Genomic DNA, 21,184 nt, shown 5'->3' with positions numbered 1-21,184 from the left:
TCAGCGCCGCTTCAGCCCGCCCAGCACGCCGCGCAGCAGTTCGCGCGTCAGGGTCGATCCGGCCGTGCGCAGCACCGACTTGGTCAGGGCCTCCATCGGCGTCTGGCGATTCGAGGGGCGGCGGGCGGGGGCCCGGGGCGCCGCGCGGGCCTGGTCTCGCGCCGCCTCCCTGGCCGCCTTCTCGTCCGCCTTGGCCTGTTCGGCCTGGGCCCTGGCCTGAATCTTGGCCTGGGCCTCGGCCTGGTCGGCGGCGGCGTGCCGCGCGGCCAGGATCTCCTCGGCGGATTCGCGGTTGACCACCTGGTCGTAGAGGCCGCGCACGGGGCTGGCGGCCATGACGGCGGCGCGCTCGGCGTCGGTGGCGGGGCCCAGGCGGGAATCCGGCGGCCGGATCTTGGTGCGCGCGACCACCGTGGGGGCGCCCTTGTCGTCCAGCACCGACACCAGGGCCTCGCCCACGCCCAGCCCCTGGATCGCCTCGGCCGTATCGAAGGCCGGATTGACGCGGAAGCTCTGCGAGGCCGCCTTCAGTCCCTTCTGCTCGGACGGGGTGTAGGCCCTGAGCGCGTGCTGGATGCGGTTGCCCAGCTGGGCCAGGACGCTGTCGGGAATGTCGGCCGGGTTCTGGGTGACGAAATAGACGCCGACGCCCTTGGAGCGGATCAGACGCACGACCTGCTCGACCTTTTCCAGCAGCGCCTTGGGCGCGTCGTTGAACAGCAGGTGCGCCTCGTCGAAGAAGAAGACCAGGCGCGGCTTGTCGGGGTCGCCCACCTCGGGCAGTTGCTCGAACAGTTCGGACAGCAGCCAAAGCAGGAAGGCCGCATACAGGCGCGGACTGTTCATCAGTCGCGTGGAATCCAGCACATTGACCTGGCCGCGCCCGTCCAGGCCGGTCCGCATCATGTCCTCAAGCCGCAACGCCGGTTCCCCGAAGAAGGCGGCCCCGCCCTGCTGTTCCAGCTGCAGCAACGCGCGCTGGATGGCGGCGACGGAGGCCGAGGCGACGTTGCCGACCTCGCGCCCGATGCGGTCGGCGTTCTCCCCGACATAGGCCAGCAGGCTGCGCAGGTCCTCAAGGTCGAGCAGAAGCAGGCCTTCCTTGTCGGCGACATGGAAGGCCACCGTCAGCACGCCCTCCTGGACGTCGTTCAGGTTCAGCATCCGCGCCATCAGCACCGGGCCGATCTCGCTGATGGTGGTGCGGATCGGATGGCCCTTTTCGCCGTACAGGTCCCAGAACACCGTCGGCGCGGCGCGCGGCGTCAGGGTCAGGCCCATGTCCGTCGCCCGCGCGGTCAGCTTGTCGTTGGGCGCGCCGACCTGGGACACGCCGGACAGATCGCCCTTCACGTCGGCGCAGAAGACCGGCACGCCCGCGTCCGAAAATCCCTGGGCCATGATCTGCAACGTCACCGTCTTGCCGGTGCCCGTCGCGCCGGCGACGACGCCGTGGCGGTTGGCGCGATGGAACAGCAGGCGCTCGGCCTCGCCCTGATCGGACTGGCCCAGGAAAAGGCCGGGAACGGCGTCGGTCATGAGGGGTCTCCGATCAATCGTCTCCAAGCTCTAGCGCAGTCGCCCGCCGGCCGGAACCGTCCCCGTGCCCGAGTTGACGCCGCCCCTGGCGCCGCCGACAACGGACGCATGAAATCTCCCGTCGCCGTGCCCAGCTCCGTCGTGGCCAGAAACGCACTGGCCCTGATCGCCACGGTGGCGGCGGGCGCGGCCGTCTATTGGCTGCGGGACATCCTGACGCCTCTGGCCATGGCCATCTTCCTGCTGATCATGATCGACGGGCTGAAGCGCTGGGTGGAGACGCGCACGCCGCTGACCGCGCGCTGGGCCGGCGTGGCCGCCCTGGCCCTGGTGGTGCTGGGCTTCTTCGCCTCCATCGGCATCATCGTGAACGGCGCGGCGGGCTTCTTCGGCGAGGCGTCGGGGGTGTCCCAGAACCTGGGTCCGCGCATCGACCAGATCATCCGCGACGTCTGGAGCCTGTTCAACCAGCAGAATCCGCCGACGGCGCAGGACCTGCTGCGCGGCGTCGATCTGCGGGGCTATCTGACCAGTCTGGCCTTCCAGGCCCAGGGCGTGGCGTCCGGCGCCTTCTTCGTTCTGGTCTACCTGGGCTTCCTGCTGGCCTCGCGCGCCGGCTTCCAGCGCAAGATCGTGCACATGTTCCCCGACCGTCACCAGCGCACCGAGGCCGTGGCCGTGTTCCAGCGCGTGCGCGGCGGGGTCGAGGGCTATCTGTGGGTTCAGGCGGTGACCGGGGCCATGATCTGCGTGGCGGCGTGGATCCTGATGCGGGCCGTGGGCCTGCAGAACGCCGAGTTCTGGACCTTCGTCATCTTCATCGTCGGCTTCATCCCCGTCCTGGGCGGGGCGATCGCTGGCCTGGCGCCGCCGCTGTTCGCCCTGGTCCAGTTCGACAGCTACTGGCCGGCCCTGATCCTGCTGGGCGGGCTGCAGGCCATCCTCTTCGTGGTCGGCAACATGGTCCAGCCGCGGATGCAGGGCGACAATCAGAACATCGACCCGGTGGTGGTGCTGCTGGCCCTGGCCTTCTGGGGCAAGCTGTGGGGCGTGGTCGGCATGTTCCTGTCGACCCCGCTGGCCGTCATGGCCATGGCGATCCTGGCCGAGTTCAGGGGTTCGCGCTGGATGGCGGTGCTGCTGTCGGGCGACGGCGAGCCCTACGCCTCGGAGCCGAACGCCCAGGAGGGTCAGGCCCGCCCGCGCAAGGGCCGCGACGCCGGCGAAGACGGCTGATCGGGCGCTGCGGCGCCTTGTCGCGATTCCGCGCGACGCGGGGCCTTGAACCCCGTCGCCGGCTCCCCATTTCCGCATCAACGCCGCGGGACACTCCCCCCTCCGAACCGCGGCGCAAGCGAGACCGGCGCGCCCTCCCCTCCCCGAGCGTCGGCCCGCGCAGGCCGCCGGGTTCCCCCACCCGGCGGCCTTCTCGTATGCGGCGCCGCACAATCTTTCCAAGCTGAACAGCGATCATGACAATGATCGACCTTCTGGGGCTTCCCGCGCGACCGGTCCTGGCCTAGTCAATCGGGTGCGGCCCCCTCCGCGCCGCGTCGTCAGAGACCGAATCTCCATGACCGCCCCCGATCCGCGCCCCGTTCCGGTTCAGCCGATCACCCCGGCCGCGCTGGAGGCGGCCTTCGCGCGGATTTCAGGAACCGGCCCCGGCGCCGCAGAGCGGTCCTTCATCGCCCAGGCGCATGAGGACTACGCCGCCGACGAGACGCCGGAACTGGGCGGAGACGACCTGGCCGCCCTGCTGGCCGCCTCGTGGAAAGCGGCCCAGGATCATGCGTCCGGCGCCGCCCCTGTCATCACGGTCGGCCCGCTGAACGGCGCCGACGGCCAGCCGCTGGGCTACGACCTGGTGCGGATCGTCCAGCCCGACGCCCCCTTCCTGGTCGACAGCGTCATGGGCGCCCTGGCGGAGGCCGGGGTGTCGGTGCGCGCCCTCTATCACCCCGTCGTCGACTGCGACGCGCGACGGCTGTCGGTCATCATCCTGGTCATCGACGGCGTGCCACAGGAGCGGCGCGACGCCCTGGGCGAGAATCTGGCGGCCACCCTGGCCGACGTTCACGCCGCCGTGGCCGATCACGCCGAGATGCTGGCGCTGATGCGCCGTTCGGTGCAGCAGCTGGAGGCCACGCCCCCCGCCGGCGTGGACCCGCAGGTCCAGGCCGAGACCCTGGAATTCCTGCGCTGGCTCAAGAGCGACCACTTCGTCTTCCTGGGCGCGCGCGACTACGATTATCCGCGCTCGGCCGACGGCGACTACGAGGCCGAGGCCCCGCTGAGCCAGGCGGGCGAAGGCCTGGGCGTGCTGCGCGATCCCGAGCAGCGGGTGCTGCGCCGCGCGTCGGAGCCGGCGGTCCTGACCAAGCAGATGCGCCGCCAGCTGGACCTGTCCGAACCGGTCACCGTGGCCAAGGCCAACCTGCGCTCGCGCGTCCACCGCCGGGCCTACATGGACTACATCGGGGTCAAGCGGTACGGCCCGGACGGCAAGGCGGCGGGCGAAACCCGCTTCGTCGGCCTGTTCACGGCCGAGGCCTACGACCGCGTCGCCTCCGACGTGCCCCTGGTCCGGCGCAAGGTCGCCAACGCCCTGGCCCGCGCCGACAAGGCCCCCGGCAGCCACAACGAAAAGCGGCTCAAGAACATCCTGGAGAACTATCCACGCGACGAGCTCTTCCAGATCTCCGAGGACGAACTGCTTTCGATCGCCCTGGGAATCCTGCACCTCTACGACCGGCCGCGCATCCGCATCTTCACGCGCCAGGACCCGTTCGACCGCTTCGTGTCGGTGCTGCTGTTCGTGCCGCGCGAACGCTACGACGTCTCGGTGCGCGAGCGGATCGGCCAGATCCTGGCCCGCGCCTGGGGCGGTCGCATCTCCGCCTGGTATCCGCAGCTGTCAGACGCGCCGCTGACGCGGGTCCACTTCATCATCGGCGTGGCCCCGGGCGACCATCCGACGCCCGATCTGGCCCAGCTGGAGGCCGACGTGGCCGAGGCGGGCCGCGGCTGGATGGAGCGGTTCGAGAGCGCGCTGCGCCGCGCCGACGTGGACGATGTCGCCGTGGGCCCGCTCAGCGCCCGCTGGGCCCGCGCCTTCGGCGCCGCCTACCGCGACCGCTACGACGCCGACGAGGCGGTGCGCGATCTGCACGAGATCGACCGCCTGAACGCCGACGGTCGGCCTGGCGCCGGCGAGGCGGTGGCGGTGCGCGCCTTCCGCGACCCGAACGACAGCCCGCTGCAGTTCCGGTTCAAGCTTTATCGCCGCGGCCCGACCGTGCCCCTGTCCGACGTCCTGCCGATCCTGGCCGACATGGGGCTGAAGACGCTGGAGGAATACGGCTATCCGATCCGCCCGCTGGGCGAGGAGGAAATCCACGTCCACGAATTCCTGCTGGAGGACCCGCGCGGCGAGGCCCTGGATTTCGCCGACGTCAAGGCGCCGTTCGAGGCCGCCTTCGCCGCCGTCTGGACCGGCCGCACCGAAAGCGACGGCTTCAACCGCCTGGTGGTCGAACTGGGCGTGACCTGGCGTGAGGCCGCCCTGGTCCGCACCCTGGCCCGCTATCGTCAGCAGACGGGGCTGGACCCGTCCCAGGCGGTGCAGGAAGAGGCGCTGCGGGAATATCCCGACATCTCGCGCGCCCTGGTCGCCCTGTTCCGCGCCAAGTTCGAGGGCGACGCGCCCGCCGAACCGCGTGAGGCCCCGGTGGCCGAACTGAACGACCGGATCAACGCCCTGCTGCAGGACGTCAAGAGCCTGGACCACGACCGGGCGCTGCGCCGCCTGGCCGCCCTGATCGGGGCGATCAAGCGCACCAACTATTTCCAGACCGACGCCGAGGGCGAGCCCAAGAGCTACATCTCCATCAAGATCGCCTCGCGCGAGCTTGAGGATCTGCCCTTGCCCAAGCCCTATCGCGAGATCTTCGTCTGGGCGCCGCATGTGGAGGGCGTCCACCTGCGCTTCGGCCCCGTCGCGCGCGGGGGCCTGCGCTGGTCCGACCGCCGCGACGACTTCCGCACCGAGGTCCTGGGCCTGGTCAAGGCCCAGCAGGTCAAGAACGCCGTCATCGTGCCGGTCGGCTCCAAGGGCGGCTTCTATCCGAAATGCTTGCCGCGCACCGGCGACCGCGAGGCGATCCAGGCCGAGGCCATCCGCGCCTACAAGACCTTCCTGTCCGGCCTGCTGGACCTCACCGACAACATCGTCGCCGACGGTTCGGTGGTCCGCCCGCCGCACGTGATCGCCTGGGAGGACGACGATCCCTATCTGGTCGTCGCCGCCGACAAGGGCACGGCCACCTTCTCGGACATCGCCAACGGCGTCTCGGCCTCTTACGGCTTCTGGCTGGGCGACGCCTTCGCGTCCGGCGGCTCGGTCGGCTACGACCACAAGGCGATGGGCATCACCGCCCGCGGCGCCTGGGAGGCGGTCAAGCGCCACTTCCGCGAGATGGGCAAGGACATCCAGACCCAGCCTTTCACCATGGTCGGCGTGGGCGACATGTCCGGCGACGTCTTCGGCAACGGGGCCCTGCTGTCACAGGCCACCCAGCTGGTCGCCGCCTTCGACCACCGCGACATCTTCATCGACCCCAACCCGGATCCGGCGAGCAGCTGGGCCGAGCGCAAGCGGCTGTTCGACCTGCCGCGCTCGTCCTGGCAGGACTACGACAAGAGCCTGATCTCCGAGGGCGGCGGCGTCTTCTCGCGCGCGACGAAGTCCATCCAGCTGACGCCCCAGATCAAGGCGGCGCTGGACATCCAGGACGACGTGCTGGATCCGATCAGCCTGATCCGCGCCATCCTCAAGGCGCCGGCGGAGCTGCTCTACCTCGGCGGCATCGGCACCTATGTGAAGGCGCCCGCCGAAACCGACGTCCAGGTCGGCGACAAGGCCAACGACGCCGTCCGCATCAACGCCGACGAATTGCGGGTTCAGGTCGTGGGCGAGGGGGCCAACCTGGGCTTCACCCAGGCAGGCCGCATCCTGTTCGGCCAGAACGGCGGGCGCATCAACACCGACGCCATCGACAACTCCGCCGGCGTCGACACCTCCGACCACGAGGTCAACATCAAGATCCTGGTCGGCTCGGCCGTGACCAACGGCGTCCTGGCCGCCGACGACCGCGCGCCGCTGCTGGCCTCCATGACCGACGAGGTCGGGCGCAAGGTGCTGGCCCACAACTACGATCAGACGCTGGCCCTGACGCTGCAGCAGGCCGAAGGGGTCAACGCGCTGGATTCCCAGCAGCGCTTCATGCAGGCCCTGTCGGCCAAGGGAAAGCTGGACCGCAAGGTCGAGGGCCTTCCCAACGACGCCCGCGTCAAGGAGATGATGACGGCCGGCGTTCCCCTGGCGCGGCCCGAACTGGCGGTGCTGACCGCCTACGCCAAGCTGGAGCTGTCGGACGACATCGTCGCCTCCGCGGCGCCCGAGGATCCCTTCTTCGAACAGATCCTGGTCCGCTACTTCCCCGAACCGCTGGCCCGGTTCGAGCCGGAAATGAAGAGCCACCGGCTGCGGCGCGAGATCATCGCCACCGTCATGGCCAACGAGGTGGTCAACATGTGCGGCCCGACCTTCCCGGATCGGCTGCGCGGTTCGGCGGAATGCGACACCACCGCCCTGATCATCGCGTTCGAGGCGGCGCGGCGCGTGTTCCGCCTGGACGAGGCGTGGGACGCCGTCTCTGCTCTCGACCTGAAGATCTCCGCCGAGGCCCAGACCGCCCTCTACCAGGAGATCGCCGTCGTCCTTCGCCGTCAGACCTTCTGGCTGGCGCGCCGGGCCAAGGCGGGTCAGTCGGTCCAGGCCCTGATCGACCGCTATCGGCCCGTGGCCGACGCCCTCCAGACCGAGGGTTCGGGGGTGCTGTCGCGCTTCGAGCAGGGCCGGCTGGAGGATCGGGTGCGTCGCTTCGCGGACCACGGCGCCCCGGCCGATCTGACCCGCTCCATCTCCATCATGCGCCCGCTGGTGGCCGCCGCCGACATCGGCGACCTGGCGGCCGAGACGAACTGGCCCGTGGCGGCGATGGCGCGCCTGTATCACCAGGTCGGCGCCGCCTTCGACTTCGACCGGCTGCGCGCGGCGGCGGGCTCCATCCCGTCGGCCGATCATTTCGATCGCCTGGCGGTGCGCCGCCTGATCGAGGATCTGATGAACGAACAGGCCGTCCTGACCCGCGCGGTGGCCAAGGTCTCGGACCACACGATCGGCGCCAGCGAGGAGACGGCCGAGACCGCGGTCGACGCCTGGATCGGACCGCGGCTTTCGGTGGTTGAGGGCGTGCGCGCCTCGGTGGACGAAATCGAACAGTCCGGCTCGGGCTGGACCTTCGCCAAGCTGACCATCGCCAACGCCACCATCCGGGACCTGGCCGGCGCCGCCATCGCGACGGCCTGACCACGGCGCGGCCGAAGACGCGGGCGTCTTGACGGCGCCCGCGTCCGCTCGTTCTTGTGGACTTGAGCAGGGCAGGGGAGGCCCCGATGCCGAGAAAATTCCTGGTCGTCGTCGACGACAGTCCCGAGTTCGACGCCGCCCTGCGCTTCGCCAGCCGCCGGGCGCGCTCGACCGGCGGGCGCGTGGTCCTGCTGCGCGTCATCCCGCCCAATACCGACGCCCACTGGTCCGGCGCGCGCGAGGAGATCGAGCGTCAGCAGCGCGAGGAGGCGGAGGCCCTGCTGAACCGCGTTGCCGCAGAGGCGGCCGACCGCTCCGGCGCGGCGCCCGTCTTCCTGATCGAGTTCGGCGAGGCGCCGGCCGCCATCAAGAAGGTCGTCGGGGACGATCCGGAGATCAAGATCCTGGTCCTGGCGGCCGGAAGCGGTTCACGCGGGCCGGGCCCCCTGGTCCAGGCCATCATCAAGCACGGCGCCCAGCTGGGCGGCCGCAAACTGCCCGTCACCATCGTCCCCGGCGAACTGACCGAAGCCGAGATCGAGGACCTGGCCTAAGGTCAGCCTTTCGGCGTCAGCCGCCACATCCGCAAGGGGTGGCGCACCGTGCCCGCCTCGACGCCGGCGACGTCGCCCCGACCCATGTAGAGGTCGGCCCTGACCGGCCCCTTGATGGCCGAGCCGGTGTCCAACGCCATCACCAGGCCGCGATAGCTGGCGCTGGCCCCGCGCAGGTTGCCGCCGTCGGCCTCCACCCAGGCCAGTTCGCCGTAGCGCCAGTTGGCCGGATCGACGGCGATGGCGCGCCGCGCCGTCAGCGGCACGCCCGCCGCCCCCGCCGGGTCGCCGCCGTCATCCGGGTCCAGGCGAAAGAAGATGTAGCGCGGGTTCAGCGCCATCACCGCCCGCGCCTCGGCGCCGCGATGATCGGCCAGCCAGGCGCGGATGGCGTCGCCCGAGGTGCCGTTGCGGGGCAAAAGGCCGCGCTCGGCCATCGGCCGGGCGATGCCGACGAAGGTTTCCCCGTTGTCGGCGGCGTAGGCGGCCCGCGCCTTGGTCCCGTCCTCGAACGTCAGATAGCCCGAGCCCTGGATCTGCAGGAAGAACAGGTCCTCGGCCCGCATCCACGCCAAGGCCTCTTCCGGTCGGGCGCGCGCCTCGATGTTCGTGCGGCTGCCGGCCGATCGCGGCCGGGCCGGGGCGGCCAGGACGGGGGCGTCGAACTCCCCGTCGGGTCGGTGACGCGCGGCGTACTCAGGCGCGAAATACGACGTCAGCAGGCCCGGCCGGCCGTCCGAGGTTTCGGCCGGCGACACGAAGAAGCGGGTCTCGAAGAAGGTCCGGGCGTCCGACGGGCTGACCCGGCGTTCGGCCAGGCGGCGGGCCTCGGCGCAGACCGAACGGCCGGCTGGGTCGCGCGCCGCGCCGCAGCCGGCGACATAGGCTTCAAAGGCCGCAAGATGATCTTCGTCGCCCCAGCCGGGCAGAGAGGCGGGGCTGGCCCCGACCGGCAGGGGCGCTGCCGGCGACGTCGATGGGCCAGGGCGGACGGGCGACGTCGGCGCCGGCGAGGTCCCCGGCGTCGGAACGGCGGCGGGCCGGGTGACGCAGGCCGCCAGGGTCAGCCCGGCCAGGGCCAGGACGACCGCCGGGCGGGGAAGGCGGAAGGACGGAGAGACGGTCGCGGCCGTCATCGGCTCAGGCCGTGGCCGGCTCGACCCGCGCCAGGACCCAATTCGGGTCCGACGCGCCCAGGCTGCGCTCGAAGGTCCAGTGTTCGGCCGTGCGGCGCTCCTCCACCAGAGGCTCCCCGGTCGTGGAATCGGCGCTGGAGCCGTCCGCCTTGGTCACGCGGCTGCGCAGTTCGGCCAGGAAGCGGACCTTGGCCACGGCCTTGTCGCCCTCGGCGGTGGCGCCCTCCAGGTCGGCGCGTGGCGGGAACAGGAACTCCACCGCCTCGGTCTCGCCGCGTTGTTCGCGCGCGGCGATGCCGGCCTCGAAAGAGCTCATCACCGTAGGCGTCAGCAGCGGTTTCAGCGCTGCTCGGTCGCCCGCGGCGTACCCCTGGACGATGGTTTCATAGGCTTGGCGGGCGCCCTCGACGAAACGGGTCGGGTCGAAGCCGGGATCGCGCGCCTTCAGGCCGGCGATCGAGGCCATGACGGCGGCGTCGACAGGCGACAGCTTGGCCGGTTCGGGCGTCGGCCCGACCTGGGGATTGGCGCGCGCATCCTCCTGCGGCTGGCGGCCGACGCGCTTGCCCAGCACATTGTAGAGCTGGAACAGGACGATGGCCGCAATGACGGCGAAGACCACGATCTGGAACTGGACCGGAAAGTTCAAGGCGGGATTCCTGTAGGCGGGCGACGGGCGCCCGTGACGATTACGGGGTGATATAGGGCGAAGCAAGGCGAAGCGCGCCCCTTCGCGGTCGACCGACGTTGCGGCCAAGCGTCCCGGCGTGGTATCCGCCCCGCCTCATTCCCGGCCCAATCGGGCGCCCCTGCCAAGATTTCGTTTCATGACCGACGCCGCTCCGCCCGCCGACACCCCCATCGGCGCCGCGCCCCAGGACGGGCAACCGCAACAAGGCCAGGCCGCGGGCCCCGGCTTCCGCATCCTGGCCCAGTACGTCAAGGACCTGTCGTTCGAGAACCCGCGCGCCCCGGAATCGCTGCGCATCGACGGCAAGCCCGGCATCGACCTGGGCGTCGAGATGGCCGCCCAAGGCCGTCCGGACGGCCTGTTCGAGCTGGAGCTGAAGCTGTCGGTCAAGGCCGCGCACGAGGACAAGCCGGTCTTCCACGTCGAACTGGTCTATGGCGGCCTGTTCCAGCTGGCCAACGTTCAGGAGCGCGACATCGAGCCGTTGCTGCTGATCGAATGCCCGCGCTACCTGTTCCCCTATGCGCGTGAGATCATCAGCCGCGCCACGGCCGACGGCGGCTTCTATCCGCCCTTCATGCTGGACCCGATCGACTTCGCCGCCATCTATGTCGCGCGCCAGCAACAGATCGCCCAGCAGCCGGTCGAGACCGGCCAGGCGTAAGCCAGGCAAGCTAGGAACTCTCCCTCCTCACTGGGGAGGGAGAGGATCAGGTCCCTTAGGCCGCCTCTTCCTGGGGCAGGATGACGCCCTGGGCGGCCCACAGGCTGTGGTCCTTCAGATTGGCCTTCAGAAAGGCCAGGTGCGCCGCGCGTTCCTCGGGGGTGGAACGCGGGGCCAGCGGACGGGGACGCGCGGCATGGGTCGCGGCCACGACCGCCGCCCCGGCCGATCCGGGCCGCGCCGAGGTCAGGTCCAGCACACGCTCCTTGCCGCCCTTCAGCTCCAGATAGACTTCGGCCAGCAGGCGGGCGTCGATCAAGGCGCCGTGCAGGGTGCGTTCGACCAGCGAGATCTTGAACCGCTTGCACAGGGCGTCCAGCGAGTTCGGCATCCCCGGAAACCGCTTCTGAGCCAACTGCAGCGTGTCGATCCAGCGCGCCTCGCCGGTGATCGCCCGGCCGCAGCGATTGTATTCGAAGTCGATGAAGTTCCGGTCGAAAGCCGCGTTGTGGGCGATCATCTGGGCGTCGCCGATGAAGTCCATCAGGTCGTCGACCACCTCGTGGAACTTGGGCGCGTCCCTGACCTTCTCGTCGGTGATGCCGTGAACGCGGATGGCGTCGGGCGGGATCAGCCGTTCGGGGTTTACGAAGCGATGGAAGGTTCGACCGGTCGGCAGCAGGTCGACCAGTTCGATGCAGCCCACCTCGATCAGCCGGTCGCCCGTCCTCGGGTCGAAGCCGGTGGTTTCCGTATCCAGGACGATTTCGCGGGCCATGGGCCCTTAATGGGGCGTTTCGCCCGCTTCCGAAAGGGCGCCCCGGCCGCCTCGGGCAGATATCCACGCCGGATCCAGCACGGTTTCGACGATGGCCTCGACCTCCACGCGCGCGGCCTCCAGCCCCCGGCCGGTATCGATGAGGAAGTCGGCGCGGGCGCGCTTCTCCGCATCGGGCGTCTGGCGCGCCAGGATGGCCTCGAACCGTTCGCGGGTCATGCCGGGCCGGGCCAGGACCCGCTCGGCCTGGATCTCCGGATCGGCGGTGACGACCACCACCGCGTCCACAGCCCGGTCGCCGCCGGTCTCGAACAACAAGGGAATGTCCAACACCGCCAGCTTCACGCCTGCCGCCCGCGCCGCCTCCAGGTCCGCCATCCGCCCCTGGGCGACCAAGGGGTGGACGATGACCTCCAGCCGGCGAAAGGCCCGGTCGTCCTGGCCCAGGATCTCGGCCAGGCGGGTGCGGTCGACCGCTCCGTCCACGACCGAGCCGGGAAAGGCCTCGCCCACCGGGCCGACGGCGGCCCCGCCCCGGGCGTAGAGGCGGTGCACGGCGTCGTCGGCGTTCCACACCACCGCGCCCAGTTCGGCGAACATGGCCGTCGTCGTCGACTTGCCCATGCCGATGGAGCCGGTCAGGCCCAGCAGGATCACGCCCCCGCCTCCAGATGCGCCGTCAGCAGGGCGCGCAGGTCCAGGGGCGGCGGCGCCCGGCCGAAGATGGCCTCGAACGACGGCGCCGCCTGGCCGATCAGCATCGACAGGCCGTCCACCGTGGCCAGATCCCGCGCCCGCGCCGCCTTCAGGAAGGCGGTGTCCAGCGGCTTGTAGGTCATGTCCATGACCACCGCCTCGGCCGGCAGCCGCGACAGGTCGAACTCGGGCGGGACGCTCAGGGCGTTGACGACCAGGGCCGCGCCCTCGGCCGCCGCTTCGCCCGCCATGACCCGCACCGCCGGTCCCAGGTCGGCCGCCAGCGCCGCCGCCCGGTCGCGCGACCGATTGACGATGCGGACCTCGGCGCCCGCCTCGACCAGGGCGCCCGCCCCGGCCCGCGCCGCGCCGCCCGCCCCCAGCAGCACCACCGCACGGCCGGCCAGGTCCAGACCCGGCGCCTGTTCGGCCAGGCCCCGCATCAGGCCGATCCCGTCCGAGCTGTCCGCCAGGACCCGCCCTTCGACGAAGCGCAGGATGTTGGCCGACCGCGTCAGCCGCGCCGCCGCCGTCGCCTCGTCGGCCAGGGCGAAGGCCTGCTCCTTGAAGGGGGCCGTGACGTTCAGTCCGGCCAGCAGTCCGGCCCGGCCGGCTGCGACCAGGGCATCGAAACCGGCCGCGTCGCGCGGCGCGAACGGCAGATAGGCGGCGTCGATCCCGCCGGCCTCCAGCCAGGCGTTGTGGATGATCGGACTCAGCGAATGGGCCACCGGATTGCCGGCGATCCCCCCCGTCACGGCCGCGCCGGTGATGCGGCCCGCGCTCACGAGGCGATCGCTCCGGCCCGGCGCAGCTCGGCCAGCACCGGCCACAGCGGCAGGCCCAGGACGGTGAAGAAGTCGCCCTCCACCGCCTCGAACAGCTGCGATCCCAACCCTTCCAGCCGATAGGACCCGACGCAGGACAGCACGGCCTCGCCCTCCGCCTGCAGATAGGCGTCCAGGAAGGCGTCGGAGAAGTCGCGCATCTTCATCCGCGCCGTGTCGGCGCCGGACCAGACGATTTCGCCCTTCGTCGCCAGGGCCGCGCCGGAGTGCAGCGTATGGGTCCGGCCGCGCATCGCCGTCAGCCGATCCCGCGCCGCCGCCATCGACACCGCCTTGGACACCAGGCCGCCGTCGAAAGCCAGGGTCTGGTCCGAGCCCAGCACCCACGCCTCGGCGTCGTCGCGCGACACCGCCAGGGCCTTGGCTTCGGCCAGGCGAACCGCCAGGGCGACAGGATCCAGGTCGGTCGAGACGGCCTTGATCGCCGCCTCGTCCACATCGGCCGTGCGCGCCTCGAAGGCCACGCCGGCGTTCTCCAGCATGGACCGGCGCGCGGCGCTCTTTGAGGCCAGGATCAGGCGTTCGCCGTTCACCAGGCCGCTCCCACCCGGTGGGTCCGGCGTTCGCTCAGCAGGTTGACGATGGCCGCCGCCGTCTCCTCGACCGAGCGGCGGGTGACGTCGATGGTCGGCCAGCCGCGCCGCTCGAAGGCACGCCGCGCCTTGATCGTCTCGTCGCGCACGGCGTCCTGGTCGGTGTAGGTGGAGGACTGGTTGGCGTTCAGGCTGTCGATGCGGTTGCGCCTTATCTGCACCAGACGGTCGGGCGACACGGTCAGGCCGATCACCAGCGGGTTCTTCAGCCTGGTCAGGCGCTCGCCGTCCTCCTGGCCCGGCACCAGCGGCACATTGGCCGCGCGGATGCCGCGGTGCGCCAGATAGATGCAGGTCGGCGTCTTGGAGGTGCGGCTGACCCCGCACAGCACCACGTCGGCGCCTTCCAGCTGATCCAGCGTGCCCTGGCCGTCGTCATAGGCCATGGCGAAGTCCAGCGCCGCGATGCGGTTGAAATAATCGTGGTCCAGCGCGTGCTGGGCGCCCACGCGGGTCGACAGCGCGGCCCCCAGATAACGCGACAGTGCCCCCACCAACGGGTCCAGCGCCCCGATCTGCGGCATGTCCAGCCGACGGCAGCCGTCTTCCAGTTGTTCGCGCAGGTCGCGATCGACCAGGGTGTGCAGCACCACGCCAGGCGCCGCCTCGATCTCCTCCAGCACCCGATCCATCTGCTTGGACGAGCGGACCAGGGCGTAGATGTGTTCGATCGGTATCACCCCGTCGAAACGGGCCGTCACCGCCTTGGCCATGGCGTTCAGCGTCTCGCCGGTCGAATCCGACACCAAGTGGACGTGGAAGTAGGTCGCCAGACGGTGGGCGCGGGAAGGGCTCATGCGATCGGTTCACTCCCTGTGGACAGGCGGTGGGCGCGGCGGGACGCTTCTCCATAGCGTCTGGCGAATGCGCGGGCGAGCGGGGATGACGGTGGGCGACCGCTGGCGCCCGGGGCGGAGTCGTCCAGCGGCGGGAAACCGATCCATCCCGTCTTGTGGAAAATACTAACGAGGGGTTAACCGCCCTTAACCGCGTTCACAGCCTCCCAGCCCCGCGAACCCTTGCTCGTTAAGGTCTCGTTAGGGATTGTCCACCGCGTCGACACCCGTCGGGATGATGGGGGCGCCCCGCGCCCGGCGACGTGGATATCCGCTTTTGTTCCGGGGACGGCGGTCCGGTCATCCCCGGCTTTCCACCGCCCTACCTGCCTCTACGAATCTTTTAATTCTTAATCTGATTAGGGATTGAGAGCGGGGGGCTGTGACCTTAATCGTCCGGCATGACCACGCCCGCCCTCATCAAGGCTCTCCGAGGAGAGACGTCGGACCGGCCCCCGGTCTGGTTCATGCGCCAGGCAGGCCGTTATCTGCCCGAGTATCGCCGCCTGCGGGCCGAGGCGCCGGACTTCATCGCCTTCTGCCTGAACCCCGAGATGGCGGCCGAAGCGACGCTGCAGCCAATGCGCCGGTTCGGGTTCGATGCGGCCATCGTCTTCGCGGACATCCTGCTGATCCCGCGCGCCCTGGGCCAGGACGTCTGGTTCGAGACGGGCGAGGGGCCGCGTCTGGGCGAACTGCCGGCGGTGGGTCGGATGCGCGAACTGGCCCCGGCGGCGGGCGAGCATCTGCATCCGGTCGGCGAGACCCTGGCCCTGGTGCGCAAGGCGCTGGAGCCGGAACGCGCCCTGATCGGCTTCTGCGGGGCGCCCTGGACGGTGGCGACCTATATGCTGGACGGCGAACACCGCACCATCGGCAAGGGCGAGCGCGCCCAGGCCCGCACCTACGCCTACGCCGAGCCCGCCAAGGTCGATGCGGTGCTGGAGGTCCTGGTCGAGGCCAGCGCCCGCTATCTGAAGATGCAGGCCGACAGCGGCGCCCAGGTCCTCAAGATCTTCGAGAGTTGGGCCGAGGGCCTGCCCGACGATCTGTTCGAACGTCTGGTGCTGAGGCCGCACCAGGCCCTGGTGAAGCGTGTGCGCGAGCTGGGCGTGACCGTGCCCCTGATCGGCTTCCCGCGCGGTTCTGCCGCCCTGGCCGAGCGCTACGCCGCCGAGGTGGCGGTGGACGCCGTGGCCCTGGACACCGCCTGCCCGCTGGAGGTCGGAAAGCGCGTGCAAGCGATCAAGCCGATCCAGGGCGCGCTGGACCCCCTGCTGCTGCGCGCCGGCGGCGAGGCGTTGGACCGGCGCGTCGACCAGCTGATGGAGGCCTGGGGGCAGGGGCCGTGGGTCTTCAACCTGGGCCACGGCATCCTGCCGGACGTGCCGATCGACCATGTCGAGCGGGTGCTGAAGCGGATCGGCGCCCAATGACCGCGGCGAGCTCGGGACGTCGCATCGCGGTGGTGCTGTTCAATCTCGGCGGGCCGGACGACCAGGCCGCGGTCAGACCCTTCCTGTTCAACCTGTTCAACGATCCGGCCATCATCGGCCTGCCGGGTTTCTTGCGCACGCCCCTGGCGCGTCTGATCTCCAGCCGGCGCGAGGCGACGGCCCAGGCTAACTATCGGCTGATGGGGGGCGGCTCGCCCCTGCTGCCCGAGACCCAGGCCCAGGCCGAGGCGCTTCAGGCCGTGCTGTCCGACCGGCTGGCGGGCGACCAGGCGCGCGTCTTCATCGCTATGCGCTACTGGCACCCGTTGACGGCCGAGACGGCCGCCCAGGTCGCGGCCTTCGCCCCGGACGAGATCGTTCTGCTGCCGCTCTATCCGCAATATTCGACGACCACGACCCAGTCGTCGCTGAAGCTGTGGAACGAGACCTACGCCGGGCCGGGCGTCAGCCGGGCGGTGTGCTGCTACCCCCAGGCCGGCGGCTGGATCGCCGCCCAGGCCCGCGCGGTAGGGCAGGCGCTGGAACAGGCGGGCGACCGGCCGGTGCGCGTCCTGTTCTCGGCCCACGGCATCCCCGAGAAGCTGGTCAGCGGCAAGGGCGACCCCTATCAGGAACAGGTCGAGACGACCGTCGCCGCCGTGGCCGCTGCGGTCGAGGCCGAGCGCGGACCGATCGACCACGCCATCTGCTACCAGAGCCGCGTCGGGCCGATGAAGTGGCTGGGGCCGTCGACGCCCGAGGCCATTCAACAGGCGGGCCGCGACGGACTTGGCGTGGCGGTGGTCCCCATCGCCTTCGTATCCGAACACGTCGAGACCTTGGTGGAGCTCGACATCGAATACGCCGAACTGGCCCATGCGGAGGGCGTGACGCCCTATCTGCGTGCGCCGGCGGTGGGCGCCCGGCCGGCCTTCGTCGAGGCGTTGGCGGACGCGGTGGCGGACGCCCTGGGCCGCACTGGCGTCGCCCCCTTCGGCCCCGGCTGCAAGGCCGACTGGAGAGCCTGTCCCTATCGCTGTCGGAGGGCCGCATGACCGCCTATGATCTCGCCCGAGGCCTGCACATCCTGGCCGTCATCGCCTGGATGGCGGGCTTGCTCTTCCTGCCGCGCCTCTACGCCTATGACGCCGAGCAGAACGCCAAGCCTGAACCGCTGCGCGGCGAGATGCAGGCGTTGTTGCGGACCTGGCAGACCCGGCTGCTGCGGATCATCCTGAACCCGGCGATGATCCTGGCCTGGGCTTTCGGCCTGTGGCTCATCCACATCGACGTCGCGGCGCGCGGCTGGAGCTTCCTGGCCGAGCCGTGGATGATCACCAAGCTGGGGGGCGTCTTCCTGCTCAGCGGCTGGCACGGCTTCCTGGCCGCCCAGCGTCGCAGGATCGCCGCCGGGACGTCGAAACACTCCGGCAAGTTCTGGCGCGTGACCAACGAGATCCCCTTCCTGCTGGCCATCGTCATGGTCCTGTCGGTCACGACCGAGTGGCGCTTCGGCTGATCGAGCGGACGGGGACTCAAGGCCACGCTTGACCTAGGCCGCCGCCTGTGGTTCCGCTGGCGGCGAGCCGTCCGGACGCCGGGCGGTCCCTCTCTTTCGGCGACGCCCTCGGCTTTGACAGCCCTGGGAGCCCGTCGCACTCCCCTTCGGCCTCACGGCCAGACATTCCCGAACGACCGCCGCCGCACGGCCCCTCGTGCGTGCGCGACCGCGAGCCTGCATCATGACCGACGTCCGCGACACCACTCCCGATTCCCCCGAGGCCGAGTCCGACGAGACCGCCCTGGACGTGACCGCCGACCAGGCCGTCGACGCCGACGCCGTGGACACCACGGCCGAGGACGAGGAGGAGGGCGATCCTGTTGTCCCGTCCGGCCGCATCACCCTGGCTGAGCTGAACGAGAAGACGCCGGCCGATCTGGTCGCCTTCGCCGAACAGCTGGAGGTCGAGAACGCCTCCAACCTGCGCAAGCAGGACCTGCTGTTCGCCATCCTCAAGGCCCTGGCCGAGGAAGAGGTGGAGATCATCGCCGACGGCGTGCTGGAGATCCTGCCCGACGGCTTTGGCTTCCTGCGCAGCCCGGACGCCAATTATCTTCCGGGTCCGGACGATATCTATGTCTCGCCCTCGCAGATCCGCCGCTTCGGCCTGCGCTCGGGTGATACGGTCCACGGCGCCGTGCGCGCCCCGCGGGAAGGCGAACGCTACTTCGCCCTGCTCAAGGTCGACACGATCAATTTCGAGGACCCCGAGGCGGTCCGCACCAAGGTCCTGTTCGACAACCTGACGCCCCTCTATCCAGAGGAACGTCTGCACATGGAAATCCAGGACCCGACCCTGAAGGACCGTTCCGGCCGGGTCATCGACATCGTCGCCCCCCTGGGCAAGGGCCAGCGCTGCCTGATCGTGGCGCCGCCGCGCGTCGGCAAGACGGTGATGCTGCAGAACATCGCCAAGTCGATCGAGGCCAACCACCCCGAGGTGTCGCTGATCGTCCTGCTGATCGATGAACGTCCCGAGGAAGTCACCGACATGCAGCGCACGGTGAAGGGCGAGGTCGTGGCCTCCACCTTCGACGAGCCGGCCACCCGTCACGTCGCCGTCGCGGAGATGGTGATCGAAAAGGCCAAGCGCCTGGTCGAGCACAAGAAGGACGTTGTGATCCTGCTGGACTCCATCACCCGCCTGGGCCGCGCCTACAACGCTACGGTCCCGTCGTCGGGCAAGGTTCTGACCGGCGGCGTCGACGCCAACGCCCTGCAGCGGCCCAAGCGCTTCTTCGGCGCCGCGCGCAACGTGGAGCAGGGGGGCTCGCTGACTATCATCGCCACCGCCCTGATCGACACCGGCAGCCGGATGGACGAGGTGATCTTCGAAGAGTTCAAGGGCACCGGCAACTCGGAAATCGTCCTCGACCGCAAGGTCGCCGACAAGCGCATCTTCCCGGCGATCGACGTGCTGAAGTCCGGCACGCGCAAGGAAGACCTGATCACGCCCAAGGACCAGCTGGCCAAGACCTATGTCCTGCGCCGTATCCTCAATCCGATGGGGCCTCAGGACGCGATCGAGTTCCTGCTGGACAAGCTGCGCCAGTCCAAGAACAACGCGGACTTCTTCCAGTCGATGAACACCTGAGGCGACACGCGCCCACGGGCGTTGTCTGTTTCACGTGAAACGGAGCGAGCCGATGAAGATCAATGTCGAGGTCGACTGCAGCCCGGCGGAAGCGCGCGCCTTTCTGGGCCTGCCCGACGTGACCCCCCTGAACGAGGCCATGGTCGCGGAGATGCAGGCGCGCATGAAAGCCAATGTCGCCGCCATGCAGCCAGAGGAATTGATGAAGGCCTGGACCAGCTTCGGCCTTCAGGCCCAGGACCAGTTCCGCCGCATGATGGACGCCGCGGTGAAATGACCCACGCGTCTCCTCCCCATGAAATGGGGAGGGGGACCGCGAAGCGGTGGAGGGGCTCTTCCCGCTTCAAGAACCCCTCCGTTCCGTCGCTGACGCGGCGCGCCGTCTCCCCACGAACCGGGGAGACGAATCCGACACGATGACCGACACCATCTTCGCCCTAGCCACGCCGCCGGGCCGGGGCGCCATCGCCGTGATCCGCCTGTCAGGTCCGGGTGTCGATGAGGCCCTTCACGCTCTTGGGGCGGGTCGGACCAAGCCGCGCCTGGCCTCTTTGCGTGACCTGTCCCATGCCGGCGGACATATCGACCAGGCGCTTGTCCTGCGCTTCGTGGCCCCGAACAGCTACACGGGTGAGGACGCCGCCGAGCTTCATCTGCATGGTGGTCGGGCGGTGGTGGAGGCGGCCAGTCGCGCCCTAGTCGCACTGGGCCTGCGTCCGGCCGAACCGGGGGAGTTCACTCGCCGCGCCTTCCAGAACGGCCGCATGGACCTGGCCCAGGCCGAGGCCGTCGCCGACCTGATCGACGCCGAGACCACGGCGCAGGCCAAGCAAGCGCTGGGTCAGCTGGACGGCCGCCTGAGCGAGACCTACGCCGGATTTCGTCGCGACCTGTTGAAGGCCCTGGCGCTGGTCGAGGCCGAGATCGACTTTCCCGACGAGGAGGTGCCGGACAATCTGGCTCGCACCGCCGGACCGGTACTGGACCGACTTGCGGAGGACCTGCGCCGCGCGGTGGACACCGGCCGACGCGGCGAGCGGGTGCGGCAGGGCTACCGCATCGTCCTGATCGGCGAGACCAACGCCGGCAAGTCGTCGCTGTTCAACGCCCTGACCGCGCGAGAAGCGGCCATCGTCACGCCCATCGCCGGCACGACCCGCGATGTGCTCGACGCCGATCTGGTCATCGGCGGCTACGCCGTGACCCTGTCCGACACGGCGGGACTGCGCGACAGCGACGACCCGGTCGAGGCCGAGGGGGTGCGCCGCGCCCGGGCGCGGGCCGAGGGCGCCGACCTTCGCCTGTGGGTGCGTGCGCCCGGCGATCCCGCCGGCGTCGCCGCAGAGTATGTCCAGCCGCGCGACCTGGTGGTCGCGAACAAGGCGGACCTGGGCGCAGCCCGGGCCGAGATCGATGCCGAAGGGCTTGAGCATTTGGCTGTCAGCACGGCGACGGGGCAGGGGTTGGACTCGCTTCACGACTGGCTGGCGCGCCGGTTGGCCGAGGACTTGGCCGGCGCGGATTTTCCGGCCGTGACGCGCGAGCGACACCGCCTGCGCCTGACCGAGGCGTTGGGGGCCGTGACGGCCGCGCGGGCCGCGCTCGACCTTGCACCGGAGATGGCCGGCGAGGATCTGCGTCGCGCCGCATCGGCCCTGTCCCGCGTCACCGGAGAGATCGGCGTAGAGGATGTCCTGGGCGAGGTCTTCTCCACCTTTTGCATCGGCAAGTGAGACCTGGCCATACCGATGTTCCACGTGAAACGTCGCCGTGCGGGCTCGGCCAAGCGCTCCTGACGTGGTGGCGAAACCGGCGGAATTGGACT

Annotated in this window: 18 protein-coding genes; 10 read left to right on the top strand and 8 right to left on the bottom strand. The window is 70.2% G+C overall.

What is annotated here, in order from left to right:
• Entirely contained in the window at positions 1-1,539 is a 1,539-nt protein-coding gene (locus tag B2U11_RS07645; RefSeq protein ID WP_292070916.1) for a helicase HerA-like domain-containing protein, read from the bottom strand.
• Positions 1,540-1,647: 108 nt separating this feature from the next.
• Between B2U11_RS07645 and B2U11_RS07640 the strand changes: the two genes are divergently transcribed.
• From B2U11_RS07640 to B2U11_RS07630, 3 genes are all read left to right on the top strand, one after another.
• Positions 1,648-2,775, top strand: a complete 1,128-nt coding sequence (locus B2U11_RS07640) for an AI-2E family transporter (protein ID WP_292070915.1) — start codon at positions 1,648-1,650, stop codon at positions 2,773-2,775.
• Between the two features lie 337 nt (positions 2,776-3,112).
• Positions 3,113-7,972 (top strand): NAD-glutamate dehydrogenase, encoded by a 4,860-nt coding sequence (locus B2U11_RS07635; RefSeq protein ID WP_292070914.1) that lies wholly within the window; start codon positions 3,113-3,115, stop codon positions 7,970-7,972.
• 86 nt (positions 7,973-8,058) lie between these two features.
• Positions 8,059-8,526, top strand: coding sequence for a universal stress protein (locus tag B2U11_RS07630; RefSeq protein ID WP_292070913.1), 468 nt, complete (start codon positions 8,059-8,061; stop codon positions 8,524-8,526).
• 2 nt (positions 8,527-8,528) lie between these two features.
• Here B2U11_RS07630 and B2U11_RS07625 read toward each other — a convergent pair whose 3' ends face one another.
• A complete protein-coding gene (locus tag B2U11_RS07625; protein WP_292070912.1) occupies positions 8,529-9,662 on the bottom strand; it encodes an MltA domain-containing protein in 1,134 nt (377 codons plus the stop codon).
• 4 nt (positions 9,663-9,666) lie between these two features.
• Entirely contained in the window at positions 9,667-10,311 is a 645-nt protein-coding gene (gene timA / locus B2U11_RS07620; RefSeq protein WP_292070911.1) for a TIM44-related membrane protein TimA, read from the bottom strand.
• A 178-nt stretch (positions 10,312-10,489) separates the two neighbouring features.
• Between timA and secB the strand changes: the two genes are divergently transcribed.
• Entirely contained in the window at positions 10,490-11,017 is a 528-nt protein-coding gene (secB, locus tag B2U11_RS07615; RefSeq protein WP_292070910.1) for a protein-export chaperone SecB, read from the top strand.
• Between the two features lie 55 nt (positions 11,018-11,072).
• On the opposite strand, the gene dnaQ is transcribed toward secB, so the two are convergent.
• Genes dnaQ through B2U11_RS07590 form a run of 5 tightly spaced genes read right to left on the bottom strand, consistent with a single transcriptional unit; the run spans position 11,073 to position 14,729 of the window.
• Entirely contained in the window at positions 11,073-11,795 is a 723-nt protein-coding gene (gene dnaQ, locus B2U11_RS07610) for a DNA polymerase III subunit epsilon (RefSeq protein WP_292070909.1), read from the bottom strand.
• Between the two features lie 6 nt (positions 11,796-11,801).
• Positions 11,802-12,452 carry a dephospho-CoA kinase gene (coaE, locus tag B2U11_RS07605; RefSeq protein WP_292070908.1) on the bottom strand — a complete coding sequence of 217 codons (651 nt, stop codon included), beginning with the start codon at positions 12,450-12,452 and terminating at the stop codon, positions 11,802-11,804.
• Positions 12,449-13,279: a shikimate dehydrogenase family protein gene (locus tag B2U11_RS07600; RefSeq protein WP_292070907.1), complete on the bottom strand. Its 831-nt coding sequence runs from the start codon at positions 13,277-13,279 to the stop codon at positions 12,449-12,451. The genes coaE and B2U11_RS07600 overlap by 4 nt, the downstream gene beginning before the upstream one ends.
• A complete protein-coding gene (locus B2U11_RS07595) occupies positions 13,276-13,872 on the bottom strand; it encodes a Maf family protein (protein WP_292070906.1) in 597 nt (198 codons plus the stop codon). Before B2U11_RS07595 ends, B2U11_RS07600 begins: the two co-directional genes overlap by 4 nt.
• A complete protein-coding gene (locus B2U11_RS07590) occupies positions 13,869-14,729 on the bottom strand; it encodes a pyruvate, water dikinase regulatory protein (RefSeq protein ID WP_292070905.1) in 861 nt (286 codons plus the stop codon). The genes B2U11_RS07595 and B2U11_RS07590 overlap by 4 nt, the downstream gene beginning before the upstream one ends.
• 440 nt (positions 14,730-15,169) lie before the next feature.
• On the opposite strand from B2U11_RS07590, the gene hemE reads away from it, so the two are divergent.
• The 6 genes from hemE to mnmE all read left to right on the top strand — a co-directional run bounded on the left by hemE (position 15,170) and on the right by mnmE (position 21,092).
• Entirely contained in the window at positions 15,170-16,204 is a 1,035-nt protein-coding gene (gene hemE, locus B2U11_RS07585) for a uroporphyrinogen decarboxylase (protein ID WP_292070904.1), read from the top strand.
• Entirely contained in the window at positions 16,201-17,259 is a 1,059-nt protein-coding gene (gene hemH / locus B2U11_RS07580) for a ferrochelatase (RefSeq protein WP_292070903.1), read from the top strand. The genes hemE and hemH overlap by 4 nt, the downstream gene beginning before the upstream one ends.
• Positions 17,256-17,723 carry a CopD family protein gene (locus B2U11_RS07575; protein WP_292070902.1) on the top strand — a complete coding sequence of 156 codons (468 nt, stop codon included), beginning with the start codon at positions 17,256-17,258 and terminating at the stop codon, positions 17,721-17,723. The genes hemH and B2U11_RS07575 overlap by 4 nt, the downstream gene beginning before the upstream one ends.
• Positions 17,724-17,946: 223 nt before the next feature.
• Complete coding sequence (gene rho, locus B2U11_RS07570) at positions 17,947-19,359, top strand: transcription termination factor Rho (protein WP_292070901.1); 1,413 nt, start codon at positions 17,947-17,949, stop codon at positions 19,357-19,359.
• Positions 19,360-19,411: 52 nt separating this feature from the next.
• Positions 19,412-19,636 (top strand): DUF6489 family protein, encoded by a 225-nt coding sequence (locus tag B2U11_RS07565; protein ID WP_201217245.1) that lies wholly within the window; start codon positions 19,412-19,414, stop codon positions 19,634-19,636.
• Between the two features lie 139 nt (positions 19,637-19,775).
• Positions 19,776-21,092 carry a tRNA uridine-5-carboxymethylaminomethyl(34) synthesis GTPase MnmE gene (gene mnmE / locus B2U11_RS07560; protein ID WP_201217248.1) on the top strand — a complete coding sequence of 439 codons (1,317 nt, stop codon included), beginning with the start codon at positions 19,776-19,778 and terminating at the stop codon, positions 21,090-21,092.
• Positions 21,093-21,184: the final 92 nt, after the last annotated feature.

Origin of the sequence: Brevundimonas sp. UBA7534 (assembly GCF_002479325.1) — a bacterium.
In the GTDB taxonomy this organism is placed as follows: domain Bacteria; phylum Pseudomonadota; class Alphaproteobacteria; order Caulobacterales; family Caulobacteraceae; genus Brevundimonas.
The sequence above is the reverse complement of the archived record's forward strand: the minus strand, read 5'-3'. Positions and strand labels throughout refer to the sequence as shown.